This window comes from Hydrogenophaga sp. BPS33 (assembly GCF_009859475.1).
Lineage (GTDB): Bacteria > Pseudomonadota > Gammaproteobacteria > Burkholderiales > Burkholderiaceae_C > Hydrogenophaga.
This window is the reverse complement of the sequence record NZ_CP044549.1, coordinates 1370176-1394301: the sequence shown is the minus strand read 5'-3', so window position 1 is coordinate 1394301 and position 24126 is coordinate 1370176. Positions and strand designations below refer to the sequence as shown.

21 protein-coding genes are annotated in these 24126 nt (G+C 68.6%); 8 read left to right on the top strand and 13 right to left on the bottom strand.

Features of this window, described 5'->3' with window-relative positions:
- Positions 1 to 11 precede the first annotated feature (11 nt).
- On the top strand, positions 12 to 461 hold the full coding sequence (locus F9K07_RS06575) for a carboxymuconolactone decarboxylase family protein (RefSeq protein WP_159590548.1): 450 nt from the start codon (positions 12 to 14) through the stop codon (positions 459 to 461).
- Here the strand turns inward: F9K07_RS06575 and F9K07_RS06570 are convergent.
- From F9K07_RS06570 to F9K07_RS06535, 8 genes are all read right to left on the bottom strand, one after another.
- The gene (locus tag F9K07_RS06570; protein ID WP_159590546.1) at positions 427 to 2046 is read right to left on the bottom strand and encodes a class I adenylate-forming enzyme family protein; all 1620 of its coding nucleotides are present in this window, start codon (positions 2044 to 2046) and stop codon (positions 427 to 429) included. The genes F9K07_RS06575 and F9K07_RS06570 overlap by 35 nt on opposite strands.
- 12 nt (positions 2047 to 2058) lie before the next feature.
- Positions 2059 to 3015 carry a LysR substrate-binding domain-containing protein gene (locus F9K07_RS06565; RefSeq protein ID WP_159590544.1) on the bottom strand — a complete coding sequence of 319 codons (957 nt, stop codon included), beginning with the start codon at positions 3013 to 3015 and terminating at the stop codon, positions 2059 to 2061.
- A 67-nt stretch (positions 3016 to 3082) separates the two neighbouring features.
- Entirely contained in the window at positions 3083 to 4354 is a 1272-nt protein-coding gene (locus F9K07_RS06560; protein ID WP_236581816.1) for a lactonase family protein, read from the bottom strand.
- A 25-nt stretch (positions 4355 to 4379) separates the two neighbouring features.
- Complete coding sequence (locus tag F9K07_RS06555; protein WP_159590542.1) at positions 4380 to 5372, bottom strand: Bug family tripartite tricarboxylate transporter substrate binding protein; 993 nt, start codon at positions 5370 to 5372, stop codon at positions 4380 to 4382.
- Between the two features lie 40 nt (positions 5373 to 5412).
- Positions 5413 to 5718: a DUF4387 family protein gene (locus F9K07_RS06550; protein ID WP_159590540.1), complete on the bottom strand. Its 306-nt coding sequence runs from the start codon at positions 5716 to 5718 to the stop codon at positions 5413 to 5415.
- The gene (locus F9K07_RS06545) at positions 5715 to 7097 is read right to left on the bottom strand and encodes an acyclic terpene utilization AtuA family protein (RefSeq protein ID WP_159590538.1); all 1383 of its coding nucleotides are present in this window, start codon (positions 7095 to 7097) and stop codon (positions 5715 to 5717) included. The genes F9K07_RS06550 and F9K07_RS06545 overlap by 4 nt, the downstream gene beginning before the upstream one ends.
- Before the next feature lie 21 nt (positions 7098 to 7118).
- Positions 7119 to 8147 carry a phosphoglycerate dehydrogenase gene (locus F9K07_RS06540; protein WP_159590536.1) on the bottom strand — a complete coding sequence of 343 codons (1029 nt, stop codon included), beginning with the start codon at positions 8145 to 8147 and terminating at the stop codon, positions 7119 to 7121.
- 146 nt (positions 8148 to 8293) lie between these two features.
- Positions 8294 to 9652 carry an MBL fold metallo-hydrolase RNA specificity domain-containing protein gene (locus F9K07_RS06535; RefSeq protein ID WP_159590534.1) on the bottom strand — a complete coding sequence of 453 codons (1359 nt, stop codon included), beginning with the start codon at positions 9650 to 9652 and terminating at the stop codon, positions 8294 to 8296.
- A 159-nt stretch (positions 9653 to 9811) separates the two neighbouring features.
- Between F9K07_RS06535 and F9K07_RS06530 the strand changes: the two genes are divergently transcribed.
- The 5 genes from F9K07_RS06530 (at position 9812) to F9K07_RS06510 (ending at position 16315) form a co-directional block, all read left to right on the top strand.
- Positions 9812 to 10909, top strand: a complete 1098-nt coding sequence (locus F9K07_RS06530) for an NAD(P)-dependent alcohol dehydrogenase (RefSeq protein WP_159590532.1) — start codon at positions 9812 to 9814, stop codon at positions 10907 to 10909.
- A gap of 34 nt (positions 10910 to 10943) precedes the next feature.
- Positions 10944 to 12191: a molybdopterin molybdotransferase MoeA gene (locus F9K07_RS06525; protein WP_236581814.1), complete on the top strand. Its 1248-nt coding sequence runs from the start codon at positions 10944 to 10946 to the stop codon at positions 12189 to 12191.
- Positions 12188 to 14131 (top strand): molybdopterin biosynthesis protein, encoded by a 1944-nt coding sequence (locus F9K07_RS06520; RefSeq protein WP_159590530.1) that lies wholly within the window; start codon positions 12188 to 12190, stop codon positions 14129 to 14131. Before F9K07_RS06525 ends, F9K07_RS06520 begins: the two co-directional genes overlap by 4 nt.
- Before the next feature lie 128 nt (positions 14132 to 14259).
- Complete coding sequence (locus F9K07_RS06515) at positions 14260 to 15081, top strand: substrate-binding domain-containing protein (protein ID WP_159590528.1); 822 nt, start codon at positions 14260 to 14262, stop codon at positions 15079 to 15081.
- 115 nt (positions 15082 to 15196) lie between these two features.
- Entirely contained in the window at positions 15197 to 16315 is a 1119-nt protein-coding gene (locus tag F9K07_RS06510; protein WP_159590526.1) for a substrate-binding domain-containing protein, read from the top strand.
- 12 nt (positions 16316 to 16327) lie between these two features.
- Here F9K07_RS06510 and mobA read toward each other — a convergent pair whose 3' ends face one another.
- The 5 genes from mobA to F9K07_RS06485 are packed head-to-tail and all read right to left on the bottom strand — an operon-like array spanning position 16328 to position 20723.
- Positions 16328 to 16927 (bottom strand): molybdenum cofactor guanylyltransferase MobA, encoded by a 600-nt coding sequence (gene mobA / locus F9K07_RS06505; protein ID WP_159590524.1) that lies wholly within the window; start codon positions 16925 to 16927, stop codon positions 16328 to 16330.
- Positions 16924 to 17529 (bottom strand): TorD/DmsD family molecular chaperone, encoded by a 606-nt coding sequence (locus F9K07_RS06500; protein WP_159590522.1) that lies wholly within the window; start codon positions 17527 to 17529, stop codon positions 16924 to 16926. The genes mobA and F9K07_RS06500 overlap by 4 nt, the downstream gene beginning before the upstream one ends.
- On the bottom strand, positions 17526 to 19700 hold the full coding sequence (locus tag F9K07_RS06495; protein ID WP_201451523.1) for a 4Fe-4S binding protein: 2175 nt from the start codon (positions 19698 to 19700) through the stop codon (positions 17526 to 17528). Before F9K07_RS06495 ends, F9K07_RS06500 begins: the two co-directional genes overlap by 4 nt.
- Positions 19606 to 20226 (bottom strand): DUF3306 domain-containing protein, encoded by a 621-nt coding sequence (locus F9K07_RS06490; protein WP_159590520.1) that lies wholly within the window; start codon positions 20224 to 20226, stop codon positions 19606 to 19608. The genes F9K07_RS06495 and F9K07_RS06490 overlap by 95 nt, the downstream gene beginning before the upstream one ends.
- 5 nt (positions 20227 to 20231) lie before the next feature.
- Positions 20232 to 20723: a DUF3305 domain-containing protein gene (locus F9K07_RS06485; protein ID WP_268894745.1), complete on the bottom strand. Its 492-nt coding sequence runs from the start codon at positions 20721 to 20723 to the stop codon at positions 20232 to 20234.
- Positions 20724 to 20905: 182 nt separating this feature from the next.
- Between F9K07_RS06485 and F9K07_RS06480 the strand changes: the two genes are divergently transcribed.
- The gene (locus tag F9K07_RS06480) at positions 20906 to 21127 is read left to right on the top strand and encodes a formate dehydrogenase (protein ID WP_159590516.1); all 222 of its coding nucleotides are present in this window, start codon (positions 20906 to 20908) and stop codon (positions 21125 to 21127) included.
- 17 nt (positions 21128 to 21144) lie between these two features.
- Positions 21145 to 24123, top strand: coding sequence for a formate dehydrogenase subunit alpha (locus tag F9K07_RS06475; protein ID WP_159590514.1), 2979 nt, complete (start codon positions 21145 to 21147; stop codon positions 24121 to 24123).
- Positions 24124 to 24126 lie beyond the last annotated feature (3 nt).

Genomic DNA, 24126 nt, shown 5'->3' with positions numbered 1-24126 from the left:
GATGAAGCGTCATGAATCGCGCGAATTGGTTCGCCGTCTCCCCGGAAGGTGCAAAGGCCGTTGGCGGTCTGCATCACTATGTCCTCAACGAGACGAACCTGCCCAGCACCCTCATTCATCTCGTCTTCCTGCGCGTATCGCAGATCAACGGGTGTGCCCACTGCATCGACATTCACACCCGCGACCTGCTCAAGGAGGGTGTGTCGGTCGACAAGACGGTGCTGATCCCTGTCTGGCACGAAGCCCAGTATCTTTTTACCGAGCAAGAACGCGCCGCGCTCGCGTGGTCAGAGGAGGTCACACGCGTGAGCGAAACCCACGCATCCGACGAAGCCTACGCCGCCGCGCTCGCTGTGTTCGGCGAGAAAGACCTAGTGGACCTCACCCTGACCATCGCAGCCATGAACGCGATCAACCGGCTTGGCATCAGCTTTCGCCTGAAGCCTCGCGCAAGGGGCTGATTGCAGAATCCCGCGCAACAAACCCCGCCCGCAACTCCCGCTTGAGCACCTTCCCAATCTCACTGCGCGGCAATCGCTCCACGCACCGCAACGCCGCAATGCGCTGCGTCTTCCCCAGCCGCGCATTGGCCCAGGCCAGCAGCTCCGCCTCATCGGGGTGTGAGCCTCCCTCGCGCAGCACCACAAAGGCCACCGGCGTTTCGCCCCACGCCTCGCTCGCCACGCCCACCACCGCTGCCTCGGCCACGGCCGGGTGCTGCGCGAGCACGGCTTCGAGGTCGCTCGGGTAGATGTTGTAGCCACCGCTGATGATCATGTCCTTGCGGCGGTCGATGAGCGAAAGAAAACCGTCGGCATCGAAACGGCCGATGTCGCCGGTGCGGATGAAGCGCTCCCCCGCCGAAGAAAACCACTCGGCTTCGCGCGTCTTCTCGGGCAGGTTCAGGTAGCCGCTCATCATGCCGGCGGAGCGGCCCACGATTTCGCCGGCCATGCCTGCCGCTACCTCGCGACCGTCTTCGTCGATCAGGCGCACGTCGCAACCGGCAATGGGGCGGCCCACGGTGTGCAGCTTGTCGGGGTGCAGGTGCGCTTCGAGCATGCAGGACACACCGCCCTCGGTCATGCCGTATTGCTCGACCAGGCCGCCGGGCCAGCGCCGCAGTACGTCCGCTTTCAACGCCGCCGAGAACGGCGCGCTGGTGCTGAACTTGTAACGGTAGCTGCACAGGTCGTAGCTGTCGAACTCGGGGTGCGCCATCAGGCGCTGGTATTGCGTGGGCACCAGCATGGCGTGGGTGGCGCGCAGGTCTTGCGACAGTTGCAGGAAGCGCGTGGCGTCGGATTTGGCCATGAGCACCGCGCAACCGCCGTAGGCCAGCGTGGGGAAGAAGGTGACCAGGGTGGTGTTCGAATACAACGGGGTGGACAGCAGCGACACCGTGTCCGGGCCGTACTCGAAGCGCGCCACGCGCCGCACGTGCGCCCAGCGCATGCCGTGCGGCTGCACGATGCCTTTGGGCTCGCCCGTGGTGCCCGAGGAATAGAGGATGTTGAAAGGGCTGTCGGGCCGCAGTTCGACGGGCGCAGGGAGCGCATCGGCTTGCAGCCAGTCTTCGAAAACGCGCGGACCATCGCCGGCCCCTTCCACGGGGTCGAGTGCGATGCGCTCAAAGCCATCGGGCAGGCCCTGCCCTGCTGCGGTCTGTGCGGCGGTGGACGCGTCCACGAAGAGCACGCGCGCGGCGCTGTCCTGCAGCATGCGGGCCAGGCTGGCCGGGGTGGTGTTGGGCGCCAGGGGTGCGACGGCCAGGCCCGCGCGCAAGGCGCCCAGGAACACGGCGGCGTAGCGCACCGAGCTGGTAGCGCAGATGGCGATGGCGTCACCCGGTGCCGCGCCGCTGCGTTGCAGGCTGCCGGCCACCTGGTCCATCAGCATGTCGAGCTCGGCGTAGGTCATGGTGCGCCGGTCGTCGCGCAGGGCCAGGGCTTGCGGGCGTTGCGCCGCGTGGGCGCGCACGAGGTCGGTGATGAGGCCGAAATCGCCTTCGGGTCGCGGGGCGGTCGTGTCGGGCGAACGGGTCATGGTGCGGTGATGTCAGCGAACAGGTTTGGCGGAAGAAGAAGATGGTGCAGGCGCCACGGGGGCGGAGGCTTCGCGATCTTGCTGCGCCATGTCGCGGCAGTGCGCCAGGAAGAGCTGGGCCGCGCCCGACAGGCCTTGTTCGGGCGCGCGCACGGCGATCACCAGTTGGCGCTGGGCCCAGGGTTCGTCGAGTTCGAGAAAGCGAATCTCGTGCGGGCGGCGGTAGCCGCGCGCGGATTCGGTGGGGCAGATGCCCACGCCCATGCCCGCGCCGACCATGCGGCAGATGGCGTCGTTGCTGCGCACGTGGATGCGCGTCTTGAGCGCGCCACCGCTGTGGGCCAGCAGCATCTGCATGACGGAGCTGCGGCGCGCGGGCGCGATAAAGTCGTAAACCAGCGCATCGGCAAAGCGCACTTTGGGAAAACGCGCCAAGGCGTGGCCGCGCGGCACCACCAGGCACAGGCTGTCGCGGTGGTATTCGTAGGCCGTGAGCGCGGGGTTGTCCAACGGGCCGAACAGAATGCCGATGTCGACCCGGCCTTCCACCAGCGCGGCCAGCACCTCGTCGCTGGTGGACTCTTCCGACAGGTCGATCGCCACGTTGGGGTGCCGGTCGGCGAACTGCTTGAGGTCTTCGGGCAGGAAATGCGCAATGGCCGATCCGGCCGCCGCCACGCGCACCGTGCCCACCAGGCCCTTGGCAATCTGGCGCAGCTCGCCTTCCATGCGGTCGACAGTGAAGACGATTTCGCGCGCGTATTTCAGCAAGGCCTGGCCGGCCAGGGTGAGCGTCATGCCGCGCGCGTGGCGCAGGAAGAGCTGGCTGCCCACCGATTGCTCCAAGTCTCGGATGCGCTTGCTCACCGCCGCAATGGTGAGGTGGCTCTTCTCGGCAGCGGCCGACACGCTGCCGCTCTCAGCCACGGCCGCGAACAGTTTCAGGGTGGTGAATTCAAGTTGCTTCATGCCGGCGGGCGCGCCTTGCTGGGACGTTTGAGCATAGCGCGTGCACGTCTTTGCCGAATCGCACCTCTCACGTAACGGCCGGCAAGCCCACCATGCCCATCCACCACTGGAAGTTCTTCTCGGTGGCCACGCCATAGGTGCGCACGAATTCCAGACGGCCATCGGCGAGCACACGGAACACTGAGAGCCTCGCGGGCACCGCCGTGACGCGGTCGCCTTCGCGCACGTTCATGGGTGCGATCGACGCGGCCACCAGCAGGCGCGAGCTGGCGTCCAGCGCAAAGGTGCGCACGTGGTAGGCCCGTGTGTCGATGGACTGGATGAGCGTGGGCTCACCGGTGCGCGGGTGGATCGCAAAAACGGAGATGGTGTTCTCGCCGCCCTGGAACACGTTGCGCCCGTTGAAGGGCTCGGTCGCCAGCCCCCGGTTGGCCACGTAGACCACCGAGCCGTTGGGGTGAACGTGGATCGCGCTGGGCAACTGGCGCGGGCGCACTTGGTCGGGTTGGCCCAGGGTGCTGCGGCTGAACAGCGGCGCGCTGGAAAGGCGTTCGCCGTCGAGCTGGAACACGTCGAGCCGGTTCTGCCGCTCCAGCGACACGAACACCCAGGGCTGCGTGGGATGAAAGTCGAGATGGCGCGGACCGAAGCCGTAGCCGCCGTTGGGCGCCACGGACTGCAGGGGCGTGAGCACGCCGTTCTCGAAGCGCAGCAGGTGCAGCACGCCCGGGTCTTCGGGTTTGCCGCCGTGGGCGTTGTGCCCGCGCGAAACCAGCAGCACCTTGCGGTTTCCGGGGGCGGCCAGGATCTGGTGCGGGTAGATGCCCAGTTGGAGCGCGGCGGGCTGCGCCACTTCATCGCCGATGCGGCCATCGGCCTCGATGCAGTGCACCGACACGCCGGCCGGCTCGCTGTAGGCGACCAGCACGAAGTGGCCTTCGCGGTCCACGCTCATGTGGATCGAGCGCGCCTTCAAGGGCACGGGTGCGCCCAGGGCTTGCAGCGCGCCGGTGACGGGGTCGATGCGCAAGGCGCTCAGGTGGTGCACTTCGCCGGGCAGGTCGGAACCGCGGTTGCTGGAGGTGGCGTAGAGCACCTGGCGCGAAGGGTGGGGCCAGGCGTACTGCAGGCCGGCCGGCAGGCGCACCACGCCCCGGCGGGTGAGCGTGGCGGCGTCGGCATCGACTTCAAAATGTTCGAGCACATCGCCCACGTTGCGGTACAGCGCGGTCTTCGTGGCGGCAGCGGCTGGCGCGGCAGGCGACGGGCTGGCGCAGCCCGCGAGGGACGCACCGGCGGCCCCCACGAGTGCGCCGAGCATGGCACGGCGGTCGGTCATTGGATGGCGTCCTTGTGTCGAGGCTTCAGTTCTCGGGCTTGAGCCCGATGCGGTGCGCGAGCTTGCCCAGCACATCGAGATCCCGCGCCACCCAGCGCGCGGCTTCCTCGGGCGTGCCGCCCACCAGGCGCGAGCCCAGGTTCTCGGCGTACTTGATCACGTCGGGCGTGCGCAGCGCGGCCAGCACTTCCTTGTTGAGGCGCTGCACGATCGCGGGTGGCGTGCCCGCGCCAACGATGACGGCGTTCCAACCCGCGAACTCGTAGCCCGGCAGGCCGGACTCGGCAAAGCTCGGCACGTCGGGCAAGGTGGGCACGCGTTGCGAGGTGGTCACGGCCAGCGCGCGCAGCGTACCGGCGCGCACCAGGGGCACGGCCACGGGCAGCGGCATGAAGCCCATGTCGATCTGGTTGGCGATCAGGTCGGGCTGGTAGGCCAGGCCTTTGTAGGGCACGTGCAGCAGGTCGATGCCGGCCATCATTTCCATCATCGCCGCGGCCAGGTGCGGGGTGGAGCCGACGCCCGCGCTGGCGTAGGTCAGGGTCTTGTCGCCGGTGCGGGTCTTGGCGAGCGCGAACAGTTCGGCCGGGTTCTTCGCTTCCAGCTTGGGGCTGGCCATGAGCACGTTGGCGCCCGAGGTGAGGATGGCCACCGGGGTCACGTCCTTGATCGGGTCGAAGGGCTGGCGGTACAGGTAGGGGCTGATGCTGAAGTTGCTGGAGATCACGCCGATGGTGTAGCCGTCCTTGGGCGCGCGCACGATCTGCGCGGTGCCGATCATGCCGCCGGAGCCGGCCACGTTCTCCACAACCACGGGCTGGCCCAGGCTCTGCGCCAGCGGTATGGCGATGCGGCGCGCCACCAGGTCTTGCGAGGAGCCGGGCGAGCTCGGCACGATCACGCGCACCGGCTTGTTCGGGTAGCTGCCTTGCGCGCGCAGCGAAGGCGCGGCCAGCAGCGCGGCGGTGCCGGCGAGCATCAAGCGGCGGCGTTGCGGGGATGCGAGAGGGGAAGTCATGGGCTTGTCTCCGGGTTTCTTTGAAGGGTCTTGGTACGCACTACGCGGCCAGCGATTCGCGCACCAGGTTGGCCCAGGCGGCGCCGTGCATGTCGCGGTCGTCCAGCGCGCCTTGCACCACGGGGCGCGGCAGGCTGATCTTGATGACGTTGAGCGCGTCGATGTGGAAGGTCTTGATGCTCGGGGTGTCGGTGCGCAGCAGCGTGCCGATGGTGGCGTGCGCCAGGCGCGCGTCGCGGCACAGGCGCTGGTAGGTGGCCGCATCGTCGCAGAAGATGTCGACCGTGAGCCAGAAGGGGCCAGCGTTCTTGGAGCGGATGTGGTAACCGGTGGTGCTGCCGTTCATGCGGGGACTCCCAGGGTTTCAAGGTTGAAGCGCACGGCCGCGATCGGGTCGCTCACGGTCATGACGTGGTGCAGCACGAACTCGTAGACGACGCCACGGTCCATCGACGCGGGCGAGAACGGGAAGGCGTGCGTGGGCATCTCCTCGTCGTCGGGAAGCGCGAAGTGCAGCATGGGCGAATTGAGCATGGACAGCACTTCCTTCGTTCGTGCCGCGTCGGGTGTGGTGACGATGCCCATCACGCCGATTTCCAAGGGCTGCGTATCGGTTTGGGTTTCGAGTGCGCCCAGGGTGCCGTCGCGGCCGATGGCGCGAAACTGCAGGTGGTAGTCGGCACTGCTCAGGCCCAGGCGGGCCTCGATGGTCTTGCGCACCCGCGCCTCCAGCGTGCTGATCCATTCCTCGAAGCGCTGGATGTAGCGCGGCGAGCGGATGGTGTTGAGGATCACGCCCTGGTAACCGGCCGGCGCCGCGCCTTCGAGTTTCATGGTGTAGGCCTGGCTCGGCAGCCAGTGCGAACCTTCCACGCGGCAGCGCCGTTCGTCCAGCGCAGTGTAGGTGGCATCGGTCACGTCGAGCACGCCACCGGGCTCGGTGAGCACGAAGGGGTCGGCGTTCTCGTAGAGCATGTGGGCGTGCACCGTGCGCGGCGTGGCGCGCCCGCCTTCGGACAGCGCTTCGATGGTGAAGCCCGTGCCATCGACCGTGGCCAACACCGCGCCCACCGTGGGCGCCGTGGTGCACAGCGCACCGCACTCCAGCGTTTTGGCGGCATGCCAGGCCGCACCTGCGGGCAGGCCGCGCATGACGGGCACCGCTGCCATCAGCGCGGTGTCGGTGGTGCGTCCGGCCAGCACGATGTCTGCGCCCTGCTCCAGCGCGTGGATGATGGGCTCCACGCCCATGAGGCCGACGATGTGGCTGCAGCGGTCGATCAGCGCTTCGTCGATCGGGCGCTCGGGCTGGAGCGCGCGGATGCGGCCTTCGCGCAGCGCCTGCTTCACCGTGTCGGCCGATTGCTCGCTGTAGAGGCAGGCCACGCGCACCGTCTGCCCGAGTTCGCGGGCGATGTCGGCGCAGATGTCGCGCATGATGTTCACGCCGTTGTCGGCGCCCGAGGTGCCGCAGCTGCCCACGATCAGGGGCACGCCGAGTTCGGCACGCGCGACCATGAGCTGGCGCAGCTCCGAGCGCAGCACAGCGCGCGAGGGTTTTGGGTTGGCCGAGCCCAGGTAGTGCGGGCCGGAATCTGTCGAGCCGGCGTCGACCGCGATCACGTCGGGCTTTTCCCGCACGCCGCGGTCGAACGGCTCGGGCGCGCGGTTGTTGCCCGCGCCCAGGGCGCCCGAGGGCACCAGGATCTTCACTTGCTCGGTCATCTGCTTGTCTTCCTTCGGGTGTCAGGCCGCCAGTCGGCCTTGGTTTTTTTCATGTGTGTTTCGGCCATCGGCCACGACGCATTCCGGCCGCGGCGCGCGGCCTTCGAGCACCGCAAGCACCGACTCGGCCGCGATGCGGTTGGTGCGGTCCAGCGCCTCGCGCGTGGACGCGCCGGCGTGGGGTGTGGCCACCACATCGGGCCGCGCGACCAGGGCGCGCGTCACCTCGGCATAGGCCGGGTCGGACTCGCTCACGAACACGTCGAGCCCCGCGCCTTGCAAGCGGCCGGCTTCCAGCGCCGCGAGCAGGTGCCGGTCTTCCACCAGGCCACCGCGCGCGGTGTTGACGAGGATGCCGTTGGGCTTCATGCGCGCCAGCGCGGCGGCGTCGATGAGAAAGCGGGTGTCGGGCGTGAGGGGCGCGTGCAGCGTGACGATGTCCGAGGTTTCCAGCAGTTGCGTCAGCGCGACCACGTCAACGCCTTGGCTCTTCGCCCAGGCCGCATCCACGCGCGGGCTGCAGACCTGGACGCGGCATTCGAAACCGCGCAGGCGCTGCACCACGCCGCGCCCGATGCGCCCCAGGCCCACCACGCCCACCGTCTTGCGGTAGAGGTCGCTGCCCAGCGGGATCGCCCAGGAGCCGGTTTCCAACCGCTGCTGGCCTTCGCGCAGGCGGTGCGCCACGGCCAGCATCAAGCCCAGCGCGTGGTCGGACACGCAGGCGTCGTTGCCGCCGATGGCGATGGTGGCCACTTTGCCATGGCGTGCGACGGCCTGGGTGTCGACCCGTTCGTAGCCCACGCCGCGCCGCGCAATCACCTGCAGCGCCGGCAAGCGGGCCAGCAGGCGGTCGGTGACGTGCGCATGGCCGACGATCCAGCCCGCCGCGCCTTGCAGCAGGTGCGCCAGGGTGTCTTCGTCCAGATCCGCATCGGCCTGGCCAGCGGGCAGTTCGGCTTCGACCACGTTGCAGCCGTGGGCGGCGAGGTGCTCGCGCGTCTGCGCATCGAAATTGCGTTGGGTGACGACCACGCGCCAGCTTGCCATCGGTCTCGTTCTCCGGCGTGCGCGGTGCCGGCATGGCACCTCTTCGCGCGCTGTGAAAGAACTTTAGGCGGCGCGAACGGCCCGTGGTTTGAAGAACGTTTGTGGAGCTTCTACTCAGGGTTGCAGCTCGGCCGTGCCGCCTCCGTCTACAGACGAAACACCTGCTCCTGCCGCGGCACCACCGCCGCCCATCCCAATTCGCGTTCGATGCGCACGCGCAGCGCTTCCGACGCATCGGGCTCTCCATGCACGATGAAGACCTTCTGCGGTTCCCGGCGAAAACCGCCCAGCCAACGCAGCAGTTCGTGGCTGTCGGCGTGGGCAGACAGCATCGGCAGCTCGGCCACCTCCGCACGGATCGGGATCCATTGGCCGTGGATCTTCACCTCGCGCGCGCCCTCCAGAAGGGCGCGCCCGCGCGTGCCCGCCGCCTGGTAGCCGGAGAACAGGATGGTGTTGCGGTGGTCCGTTCCGAAGGCGACCATGTGGTGCAGCACGCGCCCGCCCGTGGCCATGCCGCTGGCGGAGACGATCACCTTGGGATAGCGGTTGGACGACAGGGCATGGGATGCATCCGCATCGCGCACGTAGGTCACTGCGCCGCATGCGGCTTCGTAGTCCCGGGTCTTGAGTTTGTGGTCGCGCGGGTGGTCGTGCAGCAGTTGGCTGGCGCTGCCCGCCATGGGGCTGTCGAGGTAAACCGCTGTGTGGGGCAAACGCCCGGCCTGCCGGAGCTGCCAAAGGTGGTAGATCAACGACTGCGCGCGGCCCACCGCGAACGCCGGAATCACCACCGTGCCGCCCCTTCGGACCGTGCGCTCGACCACGGCGCCCAGTGCCTCCACCGGGTCCACGTCCTCATGCCGCCGGTTGCCGTAGGTGGATTCGATCACCACGTAGTCCGCCTCGGGCACGGGCTCGGGGTCTTTCATCACGGCATCGCCATAGCGGCCAAGGTCGCCCGAGAAGACAATGCGCCGCCCGCCGATGTCGATCTGCGCAGTCGACGCGCCCAGGATGTGGCCGGCTCCGCGCAGCACCAGTGTCGCCCCACCTAGCAATGCCACTGGCGTGTGCAGCGGCACCGGCTCGAACGCCCGCAGGGCGCGTCGCGCCTCTCGCACGCCATACAAGGGCAAGGCAGGATGGTGCCGGGAGAAACCTTTGCGGTTGGCGAACTCGGCATCTTTCTCCTGCAGATGGGCGCTGTCTTCCAGGATCAGCTCGGCCACGGCGGCGGTCGCAGGCGTCGAGAAGATAGGGCCGGTGAACCCGTCCCGCACGAGTTTGGGCAGATGGCCCGAATGGTCCAGGTGCGCGTGCGTGAGCACCACCGCATCGATGGACCGCGGGTCCACCGGCAAGGGCTCCCAGTTGAGCTCGCGCAGGTTCTTCAAACCTTGGAAGAGACCGCAGTCGACGAGCAGCTGTGTGTCGCCATGGGTGAGCAGGTGCTTGGAGCCGGTGACGGTGCCGGCCCCGCCCAGAGAGATCAACGTTGGCATGCGGTTCTGGTGAGGAGGATGCGTGGTCGGTCCGCGTCTTCCAGCGCGGGCAGGGTTTCATGATGGGCCCACGCCCTCGCGCCCGTCTTGATCTGCGTCAAGGGACCTCCGCTGTACGGCCGGGATACTGAACCCCACGCCCACCTTGCAGGAGCTCGCATGGTCTCCTTGATGAAAGCCGCGGTATTCGTCGACAAGAACCGCATCGAAGTCGTCGACAAACCCATCCCCGATGTGGGGCCGAACGATGCGCTGGTCCGCATCACCACCACCACGATCTGCGGCACCGATGTGCATATCCTGCGGGGCGAGTACCCGGTGGCCAAGGGGCTCACTGTCGGACACGAGCCGGTGGGCGTGATCGAGAAACTGGGCAGCGCGGTTCAAGGTTACGCCGAAGGCCAGCGCGTGATCGCCGGCGCCATCTGCCCCAACTTCAATTCCTATGCGGCGCAGGATGGCGCACCGTCGCAGGACGGCAGCTACCTGGTGCCCCAGGGGCTGTGCGGCTGCCATGGCTTCAAGGCCACGGCGGGCTGGCGGTTCGGCAACCTGATCGACGGCACGCAAGCCGAATACGTGCTGGTGCCCGATGCGCAAGCCAACCTCGCCCCCATTCCCGATGGCCTGAGCGACGAGCAGGTGCTGATGTGCCCCGACATCATGTCCACCGGCTTCAAGGGCGCGGAAAACGCCAACATCCGCATCGGCGATACCGTCGTGGTGTTTGCGCAGGGGCCGATCGGTCTGTGCGCCACCGCCGGCGCGCGGCTGCTCGGCGCGTCCACCATCATCGGGGTGGACGGGAACGACCACCGACTGGCGATCGCCCGGCAGCTGGGCGCCGATGTCGTGCTCAACTTCCAGCGCTGCGATGTCGTGGACGAGGTCATGAAGATCACCAACGGACGCGGCGCGGATGCATCGATCGAGGCGCTGGGCACGCAGGCCACGTTCGAGTCCGCTCTGCGCGTTCTCAAACCGGGCGGCACGCTGTCCAGCCTGGGCGTCTACTCGGGCGACCTGACGATCCCGCTGTCGGCCTTCGCGGCCGGCCTGGGCGACCACCGCATCGCCACGGCGCTCTGCCCCGGCGGCAAGGAGCGCATGCGCCGACTGATGAATGTGCTGGCCTCGGGCCGGGTGGACCTGGGCCTGATGGTCACGCACCACCACAGGCTGGAAGACATCGTGACCGCCTACGACCTCTTCGCCCACCAGCGCGATGGGGTGCTGAAGGTGGCCATCAAACCCTGAGGTGCGGGTTCGGCATGGCCCCTATACTGGCCCGATGCCCTCCTCCCCTGCCCCGTCCGATGTGCGCATGCGCGGCTTCGCGCAACGCGTGGAAGTGGCCACGGCACTGGCCTGGATCGACCACAGCGCGCGCACGCTGCCTGCGGAGTCCGTGCCCATGGAGCGCGTGACCGCACGCGTGCTCGCCGCCGATGTCACCGCGACCATGGCCGTGCCGGAGTTCGACCGCTCGGCCATGGACGGCTACGGACTGCGCGCGCACGAAACCACCGGCGCGGGCGAGTACAACCCGATCGAATTTCCCGTGGTGGGTGCCGCGTTTCCCGGCCGGCCTTTCGAGGGCGCGGTCGCACCGCATTCGGCGGTCCGCATCATGACCGGCGCTCCGGTGCCACAGGGCGTGGACGCCGTGGTGCCGGCCGAATACGCGAGCGAGGTGGACGGTGTGCTCACCATCACCCGGGCGGTGGCGCCGGGACAGCACGTGGGCCACGTGGGCGAAGACATCGCCCTGGGCGCCACGGCCTTGCGCACCGGGCGGCGGCTGCGCCCGCAGGACGCGGGCCTGGCCGCCTCGCTCGGCCTCACGCATCTGCAGGTCGTGCGCCGGCCGCGCGTGCGCCTCCTGGTCACGGGCAACGAAGTGCGCGCCGCTGGCGAGCCCAAACGCCCGCACGAAATCTACGACGCGAACTCGATGATGCTGCGCGGGCTGGTCGAGCGCGATGGCGGCACGATCGAATCGCACCTGCGCCTGGGCGACGAGCCGCAAGCCATCGCCGCCGCGCTCTCGTCGGTGGGGGCCGACGTGGTGCTGATTTCGGGCGGCTCCAGCGTGGGCGCGGAAGACCATGCGCCGCGCTTGCTGGCCGAGGCCGGTGAACTTGCGATCCATGGCATTGCCATGCGGCCTTCGAGCCCGGCGGGCATGGGGCGCGTGGGCGACACGCTGGTGTTCCTGTTGCCGGGCAACCCGGTGTCGTGTCTGTGTGCCTACGATTTTTTTGCCGGCCGCGCCATCCGCCTGCTCGGTGGCCGGCCCGCCGACTGGCCCTATCGGCGCACGCAAGCCACGGTCGCACGCAAGATCGTCTCGCAGGTCGGGCGCGTCGACTATGTGCGCGTGAAGCTGGGCGACGAAGGCCTGGAGCCGCTTGCGCTCTCGGGCGCGTCGATGCTGAGCAGCACCACCCGTGCCGATGGTTTCGTGGTCGTGCCCGCCGAAAGCGAAGGCCATGGCCCCGGCTCCGACGTCACCGTCCATCTCTACGAGAACCCGTGAAAGCCCAATCGCAATTCCTCCACGTCGTCACGCGGGACGAGGCCGAGCAGCGTTTCCGCGAACACTTGAGCCTGACCCCGCTGGGCAAGGAAAACCTTGCGTTGGTGCAGGCCCTGGGCCGGGTGCTGGCCGTGGACGTGACCGCACCCATCGACGTGCCCGGCTTCGACCGCTCCAACGTCGACGGCTTCGCGGTGCAGGCCGCCGACACCTGGGGCGCGATGGAAGAGCAGGAGCGCGAGCTCTCGCTCACCGACGATGTGCTGGCGCCCGGTGTGGTGCCGCGCGCGCCCGTGTTCAGCGGCGTGGCCAGCACCATCGCCACCGGCGGCATGCTGCCGCGCGGCGCGGACGCGGTGGTGATGGTGGAACACACCGACCTCGCGGGCGATGGCCGCGTGCAGATCCGGCGCGCCGCCACGGCGGGCGAGAACGTCAGCTACGCGGGCAGCGACATCGCGCGTGGCGAAACGGTGTTGCGCGCCGGCCAGCCGCTGAGCTCGCGCGAGATCGGCGTGCTGGCGGCCCTGGGCCTGGCCGAGGTGAGCGTCTACCGCAAGCCGCGCGTGGCCGTGTTCTCCACCGGCAATGAAATCGTCGCACCGGGCCAGCCCTTGCCCACCGGCGCGGTGTACGACTCCAACGCCGCCATCATCGGCGCCGCCATCGAGGAGCTCGGTGGCACGCCGGTGCACCTGGGCGTGGTACCGGACGACGAGGCCGCGCTGAGGTCGGCGTTGCAGCGCGGCCTGGCGCACGACGCGGTGGTGTTCTCGGGTGGCACGTCCAAGGGCGAAGGCGATCTGTCCTACCGTGTCGTGGGCGCGCTCACCGACCCTGGCGTGGTCGCGCACGGCGTGGCACTCAAGCCGGGCAAGCCGGTGTGCCTGGCCGTGACGCAGGGCAAGCCGGTGGTGATCCTGCCCGGTTTCCCCACGTCGGCGGTGTTCACGTTTCACGAGTTCCTCGCGCCGGTGATCCGCGCGTTCGCCGGCCGTCCCCTGCAGCCGCCGCGCGAACACCAGGCCGCCACGCTGCCGATGCGCATCAACTCCGAACGCGGCCGCACCGAGTACCTGCTGGTGGGCCTGGTCCCCGGCCCCGAAGGCCTCACCGCGTACCCCATGGGCAAGGGCTCGGGTTCGGTGACCACCTTCAGCATGGCCGATGGGTTCATCACCATCGGACAACACACCGAGATGCTCGAAGCGGGCGCACCGGTCGAGGTGCAATTGCTCGGCAAGGGCCTGGACGCGGCAGACCTCATTCTGATCGGCAGCCACTGCGTGGGGCTGGACTGGCTGGCCGGCGCGTTGATGCGTCAGGGCGTGCGCATCAAGTCCATGAGCGTGGGCAGCACCGGCGGTTTGATGGCCGCCAAGCGCGGCGAGTGCGACGTGGCGGGCATCCATTTGATGGACCCGGCCACGGGGGTCTACAACCGGCCGCTGCTCACACCCGCACTCGAGCTCATTCCCGGCTATGGCCGCATGCAGGGCCTGGTGTACCGCCAAGGCGATGCGCGCTTCGAAGGGCGCGACGTGGCATCCGCGATGGCCGCAGCCCTCGCGGACCCCACCTGCACCATGGTCAACCGCAACGCTGGCAGCGGCACACGCATTCTGATCGACCGCCTGCTCGGGGACGCACGGCCACCGGGCCATGGCGTGCAGACCAAGTCGCACAACGCCGTGGCGGTGGCCATTGCGCAAGGCCGTGCGGACTGGGGGGTGGCGATCGACACGGTGGCGCACCCGTACGGCCTGGGCTTCACGCCGATCCAGGAAGAGCGCTACGACTTCGTGGTGCCCAAGGCGCGTCTCGAACGCGCGCCGGTGCAGGCGTTCATCGCCTTGCTGCAATCCGAGGCCGCGCGCAAGGCCTTGCGCGAGCTCGGCTTTCGCGTCGACACCGAAGCCCACGACACCGGCCCCGTTTGAAGGGGAGAGGCGGCACGCGCGCCACGCGCCACCGCAACCTATGCTCAAGCGTTCATATAGCTTGAGCGGGAGGGGACTGCCAGAATGGTTTCGCCCTGCCCCTCCGATCCTCCCATCTCCACACCACCATGAACCTGCGCACACGCTCCACCCTCCTGGCCTTCGTTGCAGCGCTGCTGCTCGCGCCGCTGGCCCAGGCACAAGACAAGTTCATCGTGCTGGCCTCGACCACCTCCACCGAACAGTCCGGCCTGTTCAAGCACCTGCTGCCCGAGTTCACCAAGGCCTCGGGCATCGAGGTGCGCGTGGTGGCCGTGGGCACAGGCCAGGCGCTGGACATGGCACGCCGTGGCGATGCCGATGCGCTCTTCGTGCACGACCAGCCCGCCGAAGAGAAGTTCGTCGCCGAAGGCTTTGGCCTCGAACGCCGCGCGGTGATGTACAACGACTTCGTGCTCATTGGACCCAAGGCCGACCCGGCCGGCGCGCGCGGCAACAACATGGCCAATGCCCTCAAGCGACTGGGCGAGAAGGGCTCGCCCTTCGTCTCGCGCGGCGACAAGAGCGGCACGCACTCGGCCGAGCTGCGCCAGTGGAAGGACGCGGGGATCGACCTGGCCACGGCCAAGCCCGCGGGCTACAAGGAGTGTGGCTGCGGCATGGGACCGGCGCTCAACATCGCCTCGTCCACCAACGCCTATGTGCTGTCCGACCGGGGCACCTGGCTCAACTTCAAGAACCGTGGCGATCTGGCCATCGTCGTGGAGGGTGACAAGAAGCTGTTCAACCAGTACGGCGTGATCGTGGTGAACCCGGTCAAGCACCCGCACGTGAAGAAGGCGCTGGCCCAGACCTTCGCCGACTGGGTGGTATCGCCCACCGGGCAGTCGGCCATCGCGGCCTACAAGATCGGCGGCGAGCAGCTGTTCTTCCCGAACGCGACACAGTGAGCGTGAGCGGCCGGGCCTTTGCGGGACGCACCGCGCCGCGCGCCGGGCTGGAGCGGGTCGATATGATCCGCACGACCCACCCCGGGGCCTGGCGCCTCGCTCTCTGCTCCGACCTATGCCCAGTGCCTCGCGCGGCATCCATCTGCGCTACACCTTCGAAACCACCGACGCTACCCAACAGCAGGGCGCGCAGATCGAGAACCCGCTCTTCGACCTGCTCTTCGCCTTGCAGGCCCACGGCTCGATCAGCGCGGCCGCGCGGGCGCAGAACAGCTCTTACCGCCACGCCTGGGGTTCGCTCAAGCATTGGGAAGAGGTGCTGGGCGAGCCGCTGGTGCATTGGGGCCAGGGCCGCCATGCGCGGCTGACCCCGTTTGCCCAGCGCCTCATGTGGGCCGAGCGCCAGGCGCGCGTGCGCATGACGCCGCATGTGGAGGCGCTGCGCGCCGAGCTGGCGCGCGTGTTCGCGCTGGCCGACGACGCCACCTTGCAGGTGCTGGAGATCTTCGCCAGCCACGACCTGGCGCTGCCGCAACTGCAGACGCTGGCCGAGGAACGCGACGGCCTGCACATCGGCCTGCGCTTCGCGGGCAGCCAGGAGGCCTTGCGCGCCCTCAACGATGGGCGCTGCCGCGTGGCGGGCTTTCACGTGGCGCGCGCCGCCGCAACAGACAGTGTGATGGCCACGGTTCTGCGCCCGCTGTTGCAGCCGGGCCGGCACAAGCTCATCGGCAGCCACTGGCGGCGCCAGGGCTGGATCTGGCGGCCCGGCGACACGCGGCCCGAGGACATCCAGGCGCTGCGCAAAGGCCACTGGCGGTTCGTCTCGCGCCAGCCGGCGTCGGGCACGCGGCTGCTCACCGACCACCTGCTGGCGCAAGCGGGCCTGCGCCCCGAGCAGGTGCCGGGCTACACCAGTTGCACCGAAGACACCCACGTGGCCGTGGCCGCGGCCATCGCATCGGGCGCGGCGGACGTGGGCATCGGCATCGAGGCTGCGGCCGCCGAGGCGGGCCTGGCCTTCTCTGCCTTGGTGGACGAGAACTACTACCTGCTGTGCCTGAAAGACGACCTGGAAACCCCGGCGCTACGCCAGTTGCGCGCACGCCTGGCCTCCCCCGCCTGGGCCCAGGCTCTGGGCCGGCTGCCGGGCTATGGCGCGAACCGGCCGGGCGAGGTGCTGTCGCTCACGCAGGCCCTGCCCTGGTGGCGTTTCCAGAAGCCCAAGCGCTGATCGGCGTTGGCTTCAGCGCTGCAGCTGGCTCAACTCGGCCAGCGTGTTGGCATTGAAGAAGGCCTGGGCATCGTCGAACGGCACTTCCACCGTGCGGTGCTTCGCGGTCCAGCGGTCGAACTTGCGCTCGCCCGCGTTCAGGTAGGACACGAGGCTTTCCATGAGATCGGTGCGCAGCAGGCAGAACACCGGCTGCGCGCGCAACCGGCCTTCCTCGGGCGCGGCGGCCATGGCGATCTCGGCGTCCTGCGCGGCGGCGGCGGTGGCCAGGCGTTCGACCACATCGGTCGGGAAGTTGGGCGTGTCGCAAGGCACGGTCACCAGCCAGTCAGTCTGCACATGCTCCAGCCCGGTCAGCAGGCCCGCGAGCGGGCCGGCGTAGCCATCGATGGAATCGGGCCACACCGGCACGCCCATGGCCTCGTAGGCCGAGAGGTTGCGGTTGGCGCTGATCATGGCCGCGCCCACCTGCGGCTGCAGGCGCAGCAGCGCGTGCAGCGTCAGCGGCATGCCCTGGTGGTTCTGCAGGCCCTTGTCGACGCCGCCCATGCGGCTGCCGCGGCCACCGGCCAGGACAAGGCCGGTGATCTGGTCGCGAGAAATGGGGTTCATGCTTCGAGCAGGTCGAAGGCCTGCGTTTCGACTTGCACGAAGGCCAGGGTCATGGCCGCGATGGCGCTCCACAGCTTGGCGGCCGGCTGGGCCTGCACGGCCTGGCAGAGCGCATCCACCCAGGGCTGCAGGTGGTTGCGGAAGAAGCGCCGCTGTTGTTCGAGGTTGCTCACGCCCGCGTCGTCGCCCGCAATCAGGTAGCGCATCACTTCGAACAGATAGGCCACGTGGTCCTCGGTTTCGAGTTGCGCCGCATCGCGCGTGAGGCCGAGCGCGGCCAGATCGGTGCGCAGCTGGGCCAACGGCTTTTCGTTGACGAAGCCGGCCAGGAAGAAGGAGGCATAGGGAAACACCTCGGGCTTGCCCACGCCCTGGAACAGCGCAACGAATTCCGCCTGGGCCGAGGCCACCGTGGCCGTGCGCATCTGCTCCACCAGCGCCTGCCACGGCGCTTCGAGAAAGCCGCCCTGCTCGGGCGCCACGGTCACCGCCACGCGGAACTGCTGCAGCAGCGCCTCGTCGGGCGGCGCGAGCCACAGGCGCGCGAGCAGGCCATAGAGTTCGGCGCGGGCGATTTCTTCGCTGAAAGGATCGTTCTTCACAGGTCGGTGATGCGTTGTTCGTCGGGATTGGAATACAGGTCGATGACGCGGCAGTCGCTGCACATCTTCAGGCGCTCGGCCGCGGCCCCCTGGAAGGCGGCGTGGCCGCCGAGCTTGGCCATCATGGCCTCGATCGCGCGCAGCGTACCGAAGGGCTTGGCACAGCGCACGCAGTGGAAGGGTTGGGCTTCGTGCAGCACGCGCGAGCGCGTGCGCGCGCGGCCTTCCTCGGCCAGCAGCAGCCGTGGCACGAGCTCGATCGCGTCCTCCGGGCAGGTGACCTCGCACAGCCCGCATTGCACGCAGTTCTTCTCGATGAACTTGAGTTGCGGCTGGTCGGGGTTGTCGGCCAGTGCGCGCGAGGGGCAGGCCCCCACGCAGGCCAGGCACAGCGTGCACTTGGCGCTGTCGACCGACACACTGCCGTAAGGCGCGCCCGATGCCGGCAGCGCGATGGCGTCGGGCAGCGCGGCGGCCTCGGGCATCTGTTCGATCAGATGGGCCAGCGCCAGTTCGAGCGTGCCGCGCTTCTCGGCTTGCAGCGCGAAGGTGGCCGGCCGAGCCACGCTCTGTGCGGGTGCGGCACGCAGGGCGGCGTCCAGAGCCGCCACGTCGCCACGGGCATCCATGAGCCGGAAATGTTCGCCCGCATAGCCCAGGCCGCGCAAGATGGCTTGCGCCTGGGCCATCTGATCGGCCAGTGCCTGGCGGTACTGCGGCGCTTCCGTCTCGCCCACCAGCACCCAGACCTGGTTCGCGCCGTGGGCGATGGCACCGAGCCACACGTCCAGCCCGACGCTGGCGCTGTGCCACAGCGCCAGCGGCAGCACGCGCGCAGGCACACCCTGCGCGCGGCGCGTGCTGGCAGCGCGCCCCAGCGCTTCGATGCGCGATGCGCCTTCCTGCTGGCTGTGCAACAGCAGCACGGGATCTCGGCCGCCGGCGACCCGGTAGGTGTTGAGCAGGGTGCGCACGCGCTGGCCCAGGTCGACCGGCCCCGGGTAGCCGTAGCTCAACGCACCCGTGGGGCACACGGTGCCGCACGCACCGCAGCCCACGCACAGGTGCGGCTCGACCACGATGCCGGCCGTGAGCGGCGCGTGGGCGCCGCGCGCACGGCCAGCGGTCTTGCCCTTGAGCGATGCATCGGAGCGGATGGCTTCGGCCGAGCAGACATCGATGCAGGCGGTGCAGCCGATCTGCTCGTTGCGGCTGTGCGCGCACAGCCGCTGCTCGTAGCGGAAGAACCTGGGCTTCTCGAACTCGCCCACCATCTCGCGCAAGGCGAACACGGCGGGCGCGAGCTGCGCTTCGGTGGGCACGTGGAAGTACCCCTGCGGCGGCTGGTGCTGGATGAAGGCGGGCGTTGCGCGCAGGTCCAGCACGAGGTCGAAGCGCTCTTGCCCGGTTCGGGGACCGCGGTTGAAGTCGATGGCGCCGGCCGCGTCGCAGGCGGCCACACAATCGCGGTGCGCCTTGCAGCGCGCCAGGTCGATCTGGTAGCCGAAGTCGATCGCGCCTTCGGGGCAGGCCTCGACGCAAGCATTGCAACGGGTGCACAGGTCCAGGTCGATCGGGTTGTCGCTCTCCCACTGGGCTTCGAATGCGCCGAGCCAGCCCTTGAGCTGCGCGAGCCGGCCACGCTGCACCACGCGTTCGTGCGCCTGCGGCAACTCGCCCGCGTCGACGAGCAAGGTGAGCTCCAGCTGGTCGGCGAGCAGCGCTGCCGCGGCCTCGGCGCGCGCGGCAGGACCCACGATCAGGCAGCGGCCGTCCGAGCGGTAGCCCACCGTGGCCACCGGCTCTGGCGGTGGCAACTGGGCCACGGCGATGAGTGCGGCCAGCTTCGGCGTGGCCGCCGCGTTCTCGCGCGACCAGCCACCGGTCTCGCGCAGGTTGACGAAACGGATGGGCCGCTCGGCCAGTGTGGGCGCGCCCTCGGTCTGTTCGGCCAGCGCCAGGAACAGGCGGCTTTCCTGCGTGCAGGCCACCAGCAGTTCTTCGCCCGTCTTCGCGGCGCGCTGGAACGCGGGCGCCTCGCGCCGGCACAGCAGCGAATGTGCCTGGCCAACGCCTTCAGCGCTGGCGCCCGGTGTCTTCGCCAGCGCCTGATGCAAGGCCTGGCGGTCCAGGGGCATCGAGCGGTTGCAATCGCAGAGCAGGGTTTTCATCGTGGGTCTTCGTCTCGGCCGCGTGGAGGTCCGCGGCCTGGGGTTCGGCCGGTGCGTTGCCGGCCGTGGACGCCGGGTTCGGCGTGGGTTCGGGATCCGCCAGCCCCAGGGCGACCGCCTGGGCCATCTGGCGCAGCATCGAGGCGGGCAGCGGGTCGGGCGTGTTGTAGTCGTCGATGTAGGTGTCCAGGCCGTCCATCACGTTGAAGTGCGGATCGGTGAACAGCTTCTTCAGCGCGGCGTTGCGCACATCGCCGCTCACGTCGCGCGCCACGAAACGCGCATAGTCGGATTCGCGCGTGAGCAAGGCCACGTCGTCCAGCGTCGGCGGCGGTGGCTGCTCTTCGCCAGGCACCCGCGCGGGGGTGTCTTCATCGCGCGCCAACGGGCCCGGTGCCGCGCGTGGGGTCTCGGGCAACATCGCTTCGGTCTGCGCATCGATCTGCACATCGGTCTGCGCCCCGCCCTGGCGCGCCTGCGCCTTGCGCTGGGACCAGCGCGAGAGAAAACCTTTGTCCTCGTTCACCGCCGTCAACGCCTGTCCTCAGGCGCCACGAAAGAGGCTGGCCGCTTGCGCTTCTTCGGCTCGGGCCGGTAGTGGACATCGACGTACTGCTGCAGCGCCTCGCGCACCCGCGCATCGAGCGGGACGTTGTCCACGCGCTCCTGCGCGTCGAGCCAGCGCCCGGCTTCGTTGTACGACAGCGTGACGATCTCGGGCCAGGCCCTGGACGCGTCCGCATGGTCGGCGCGCCACATCACGAACCAGACCGGCGAGCCGGAGGAGAGATTGAGGTAGTAGCCTTCGGCTTCGTCGCGGTGCAGCGTCACCGGCAGATCCGGGAACAGCCACTGGGTGCAATGGCCATCGTCGCGCAACACACGCTGCGCATCGCCGAAGAGACCGTCGTCCAAGACCACTTCGGCAACGGTGAAGCGCCAGTCCTCCCAACGGGTCGGTTGCCGCAGTCGGTCCATGCGCACCGCAACGCGCAACGCGGGAGGGGAATCGCTGGAGAACACCGTGGGGCCCGTGCGCGCTCGACGGCGCGTGTCGATGAAGCTGTTCGGCCCAGTATAGACCTCGCTTGCACGCCTGGGCGCATGGGTGCAATCCCTGAGTGGACGCATCGGGCGATACGGCTTATGCTGGCACGGACATATTTCCGCGCAGCACCGGCACTGGCCGGAACGAGGTGAGCCACATGCAAAAGCCAACCCCCTCGCGCGACACGCGCCAGCCCACGCTCTCACGCCGCACCGTCTTCGCGGGCGCCGGCGCTGCAGGCGCGGCGGCAGCGGCTGTCGCTGTTCTGCCGGGTGTGATTCAGTCGCCTGAATCACCCGCTGCCACCGACGCGCCAGCGGCCGATGGGTATCGCCTGACCGCGCACATCCGGCGTTATTACGAGACCACCAAGGTCTGAGCAGGAGGCGAACCACCATGCTGCTGACCCGCAAATCACACGCCCGCTCCGGCGAGTCCACCTCCTCGGGCCTGGTGTCCCATCTCGCGCGCGGCCTCGCACATGCCGTGCCCACCATCGACCGCCGCGCCTTCCTGCGCCGCTCGGGCCTGGGCGTTGGCGTGGGGCTGGCCGCTTCGCAGTTGTCCCTGGTGAAGAAGGCCGAGGCCGCCGACCCGGCCCAGGCCGGCAATGGCACGGGCAAGGTCGAGGTCAAGCGCACCGTGTGCGGCCACTGTTCGGTGGGCTGCGCGGTCGATGCGGTGGTGGAGAACGGCGTGTGGGTACGCCAGGAGCCGGTGTTCGACTCGCCGATCAACCTGGGCGCGCATTGCGCCAAGGGCGCGGCGCTGCGCGAGCACGGCCACGGCGAGTTCCGCCTGAAGTACCCGATGAAGCTGGTCAACGGCAAGTACGAGCGCATGGGCTGGGACCAGGCGCTGCAGGAGATCACCGCCAAGATGCTCGAACTGAAGAAGGCCAGCGGACCCGACTCGGTCTTCGTCATCGGTTCGTCCAAGCACAACAACGAGCAGTCCTACCTGCTGCGCAAGTGGCTCTCGCTCTGGGGCAGCAACAACACCGACCACCAGGCCCGCATCTGCCACAGCACCACGGTGGCGGGTGTGGCCAACACCTGGGGCTACGGGGCGATGACCAATTCGTACAACGACATGCAGAACAGCAAGTGCGCGTTGTACATCGGCTCCAACGCCGCGGAGGCCCACCCGGTGTCGATGCTGCACATGCTGCATGCCAAGGAAACCGGCTGCAAGATGATCGTGGTCGACCCGCGCTTCACGCGCACGGCGGCCAAGGCCGACGAGTACGTGCGCATCCGCTCGGGCACCGACATCGCCTTTCTGTTCGGCGTGCTCTACCAGGTGTTCAAGAACGGCTGGGAAGACAAGCAGTACATCGAGAACCGCGTCTACGGCATGGACAAGGTGCGCGAGGACGTGCTGGCCAAGTGGACGCCGGACAAGGTGCAGGACGTGTGCGGTGTCGACGAGGCCACCACCTTGAAGGTGGCCCGCATGATGGCCGAGAACCGCCCGAGCACGCTGGTGTGGTGCATGGGACAGACGCAGCACAGCATCGGCAATGCGATGGTGCGCGCCTCGTGCATCCTGCAGCTGGCACTGGGCAACATCGGCGTGTCCGGCGGTGGCGCGAACATCTTCCGGGGTCACGACAACGTGCAGGGCGCCACCGACGTGGGCCCGAACCCGGACTCGCTGCCGGGCTACTATGGCCTGGCCGAGGGCTCGTTCAAACACTTCGCGGCCACCTGGGGCGTGGACTTCGAGTGGATCAAGCAGCAGTACGCGCCGGGCATGATGACCAAGCCCGGCATGACCGTCTCGCGCTGGATCGATGGCGTGCTGGAGAAGAACGAGCTGATCGACCAGGACAGCAACCTGCGCGGCCTGTTCTTCTGGGGCCACGCGCCCAACTCGCAGTCGCGCGGGCTGGAGATGAAGACCGCGCTGGACAAGCTGGACCTGCTGGTGGTGGTCGATCCCTTCCCGAGTGCCACGGCGGCCATGGCCGCCATGCCGGGCAAGGCCGAGGATTTGAACCCGAACCGCGCGGTGTACCTGCTGCCCGCCTGCACGCAGTTCGAAACCAGCGGGTCGTGCACCGCGTCCAACCGCTCGCTGCAATGGCGCGAGAAGGTGATCGATCCGCTGTGGGAGAGCCGCAGCGACCACATGATCATGTACCAGCTGGCCGAGAAGCTGGGCTTTGGCCAGGAGCTGGTGAAGAACTACAAGATGCAGAAGGTCAAGGGCCTGGACGAACCGGTACCCGAAGACATCCTGCGCGAGATCAACAAATGTGTCTGGACCATCGGCTACACCGGGCAGAGCCCGGAGCGGCTGAAGGCGCACATGCGCAACATGAACGTCTTCGACGTGAAGACGCTGCGCGCCAAGGGTGGCATCGACAAGGAAAGCGGCTACTCGCTCGACGGCGATTATTTCGGCTTGCCATGGCCCTGCTGGGGCACGCCGGAGATGAAGCACCCCGGCACGGCCAACCTGTACGACAACAGCCAGCACGTGATGGACGGCGGCGGCAACTTCCGCGCCAACTTCGGCGTGGAGCGCGAAGGGGTTTCGCTGCTGGCCGCCGATGGCTCACACAGCAAGGGCGCGGACCTGACCACCGGCTACCCCGAGTTCGACCACGTGCTGCTCAAGAAGCTGGGCTGGTGGAGCGAGCTCAGCGAAGCCGAGCAGAAAGCGGCCGAGGGCAAGAACTGGAAGACCGACCCGACGGGGGCAATCATCCGCGTGACCATGAAGAACCACGGCTGCCACCCTTTTGGCAACGCCAAGGCGCGCGCACTGGTCTGGAACTTCCCGGATCCGATCCCGCAACACCGCGAACCGCTCTACAGCACACGCGCCGACCTGATCGACAAGTACCCCACGCACGAAGACAAGAAGGCCTTCTGGCGCCTGCCCACGCTCTACAAATCGGTGCAGGACAAGAACCGCGACATCGGCAAGACCTTCCCGCTGATCATGACCTCGGGCCGGCTGGTCGAGTACGAAGGCGGCGGCGAGGAAACCCGGTCCAACCCCTGGCTGGCCGAGCTGCAGCAGGAGATGTTCGTGGAGATCAACCCGCGCGCCGCCAACGACCGCGGCATCCGCGACGGCGATGCGGTGTGGGTCAAGACGCCCCCCATGGCGGCACTGCCCGACTTCAAGGGGCTGCGGGTGTGCGCTCTGGTCACCGAGCGGGTGGACGCCAGCACCGTGTTCCTGCCCTTCCACTTCTCCGGGCGCTGGGGTGGCATGGACCTGGCGAAGTACTACCCCGAAGGCGCGATGCCGGTGGTGCGCGGCGAGGCCGTGAACACCGCGACGACCTATGGCTACGACAGCGTCACGATGATGCAGGAAACCAAGACCACCGTGTGCCAGATCGAAAAAGCGACCTGAAGG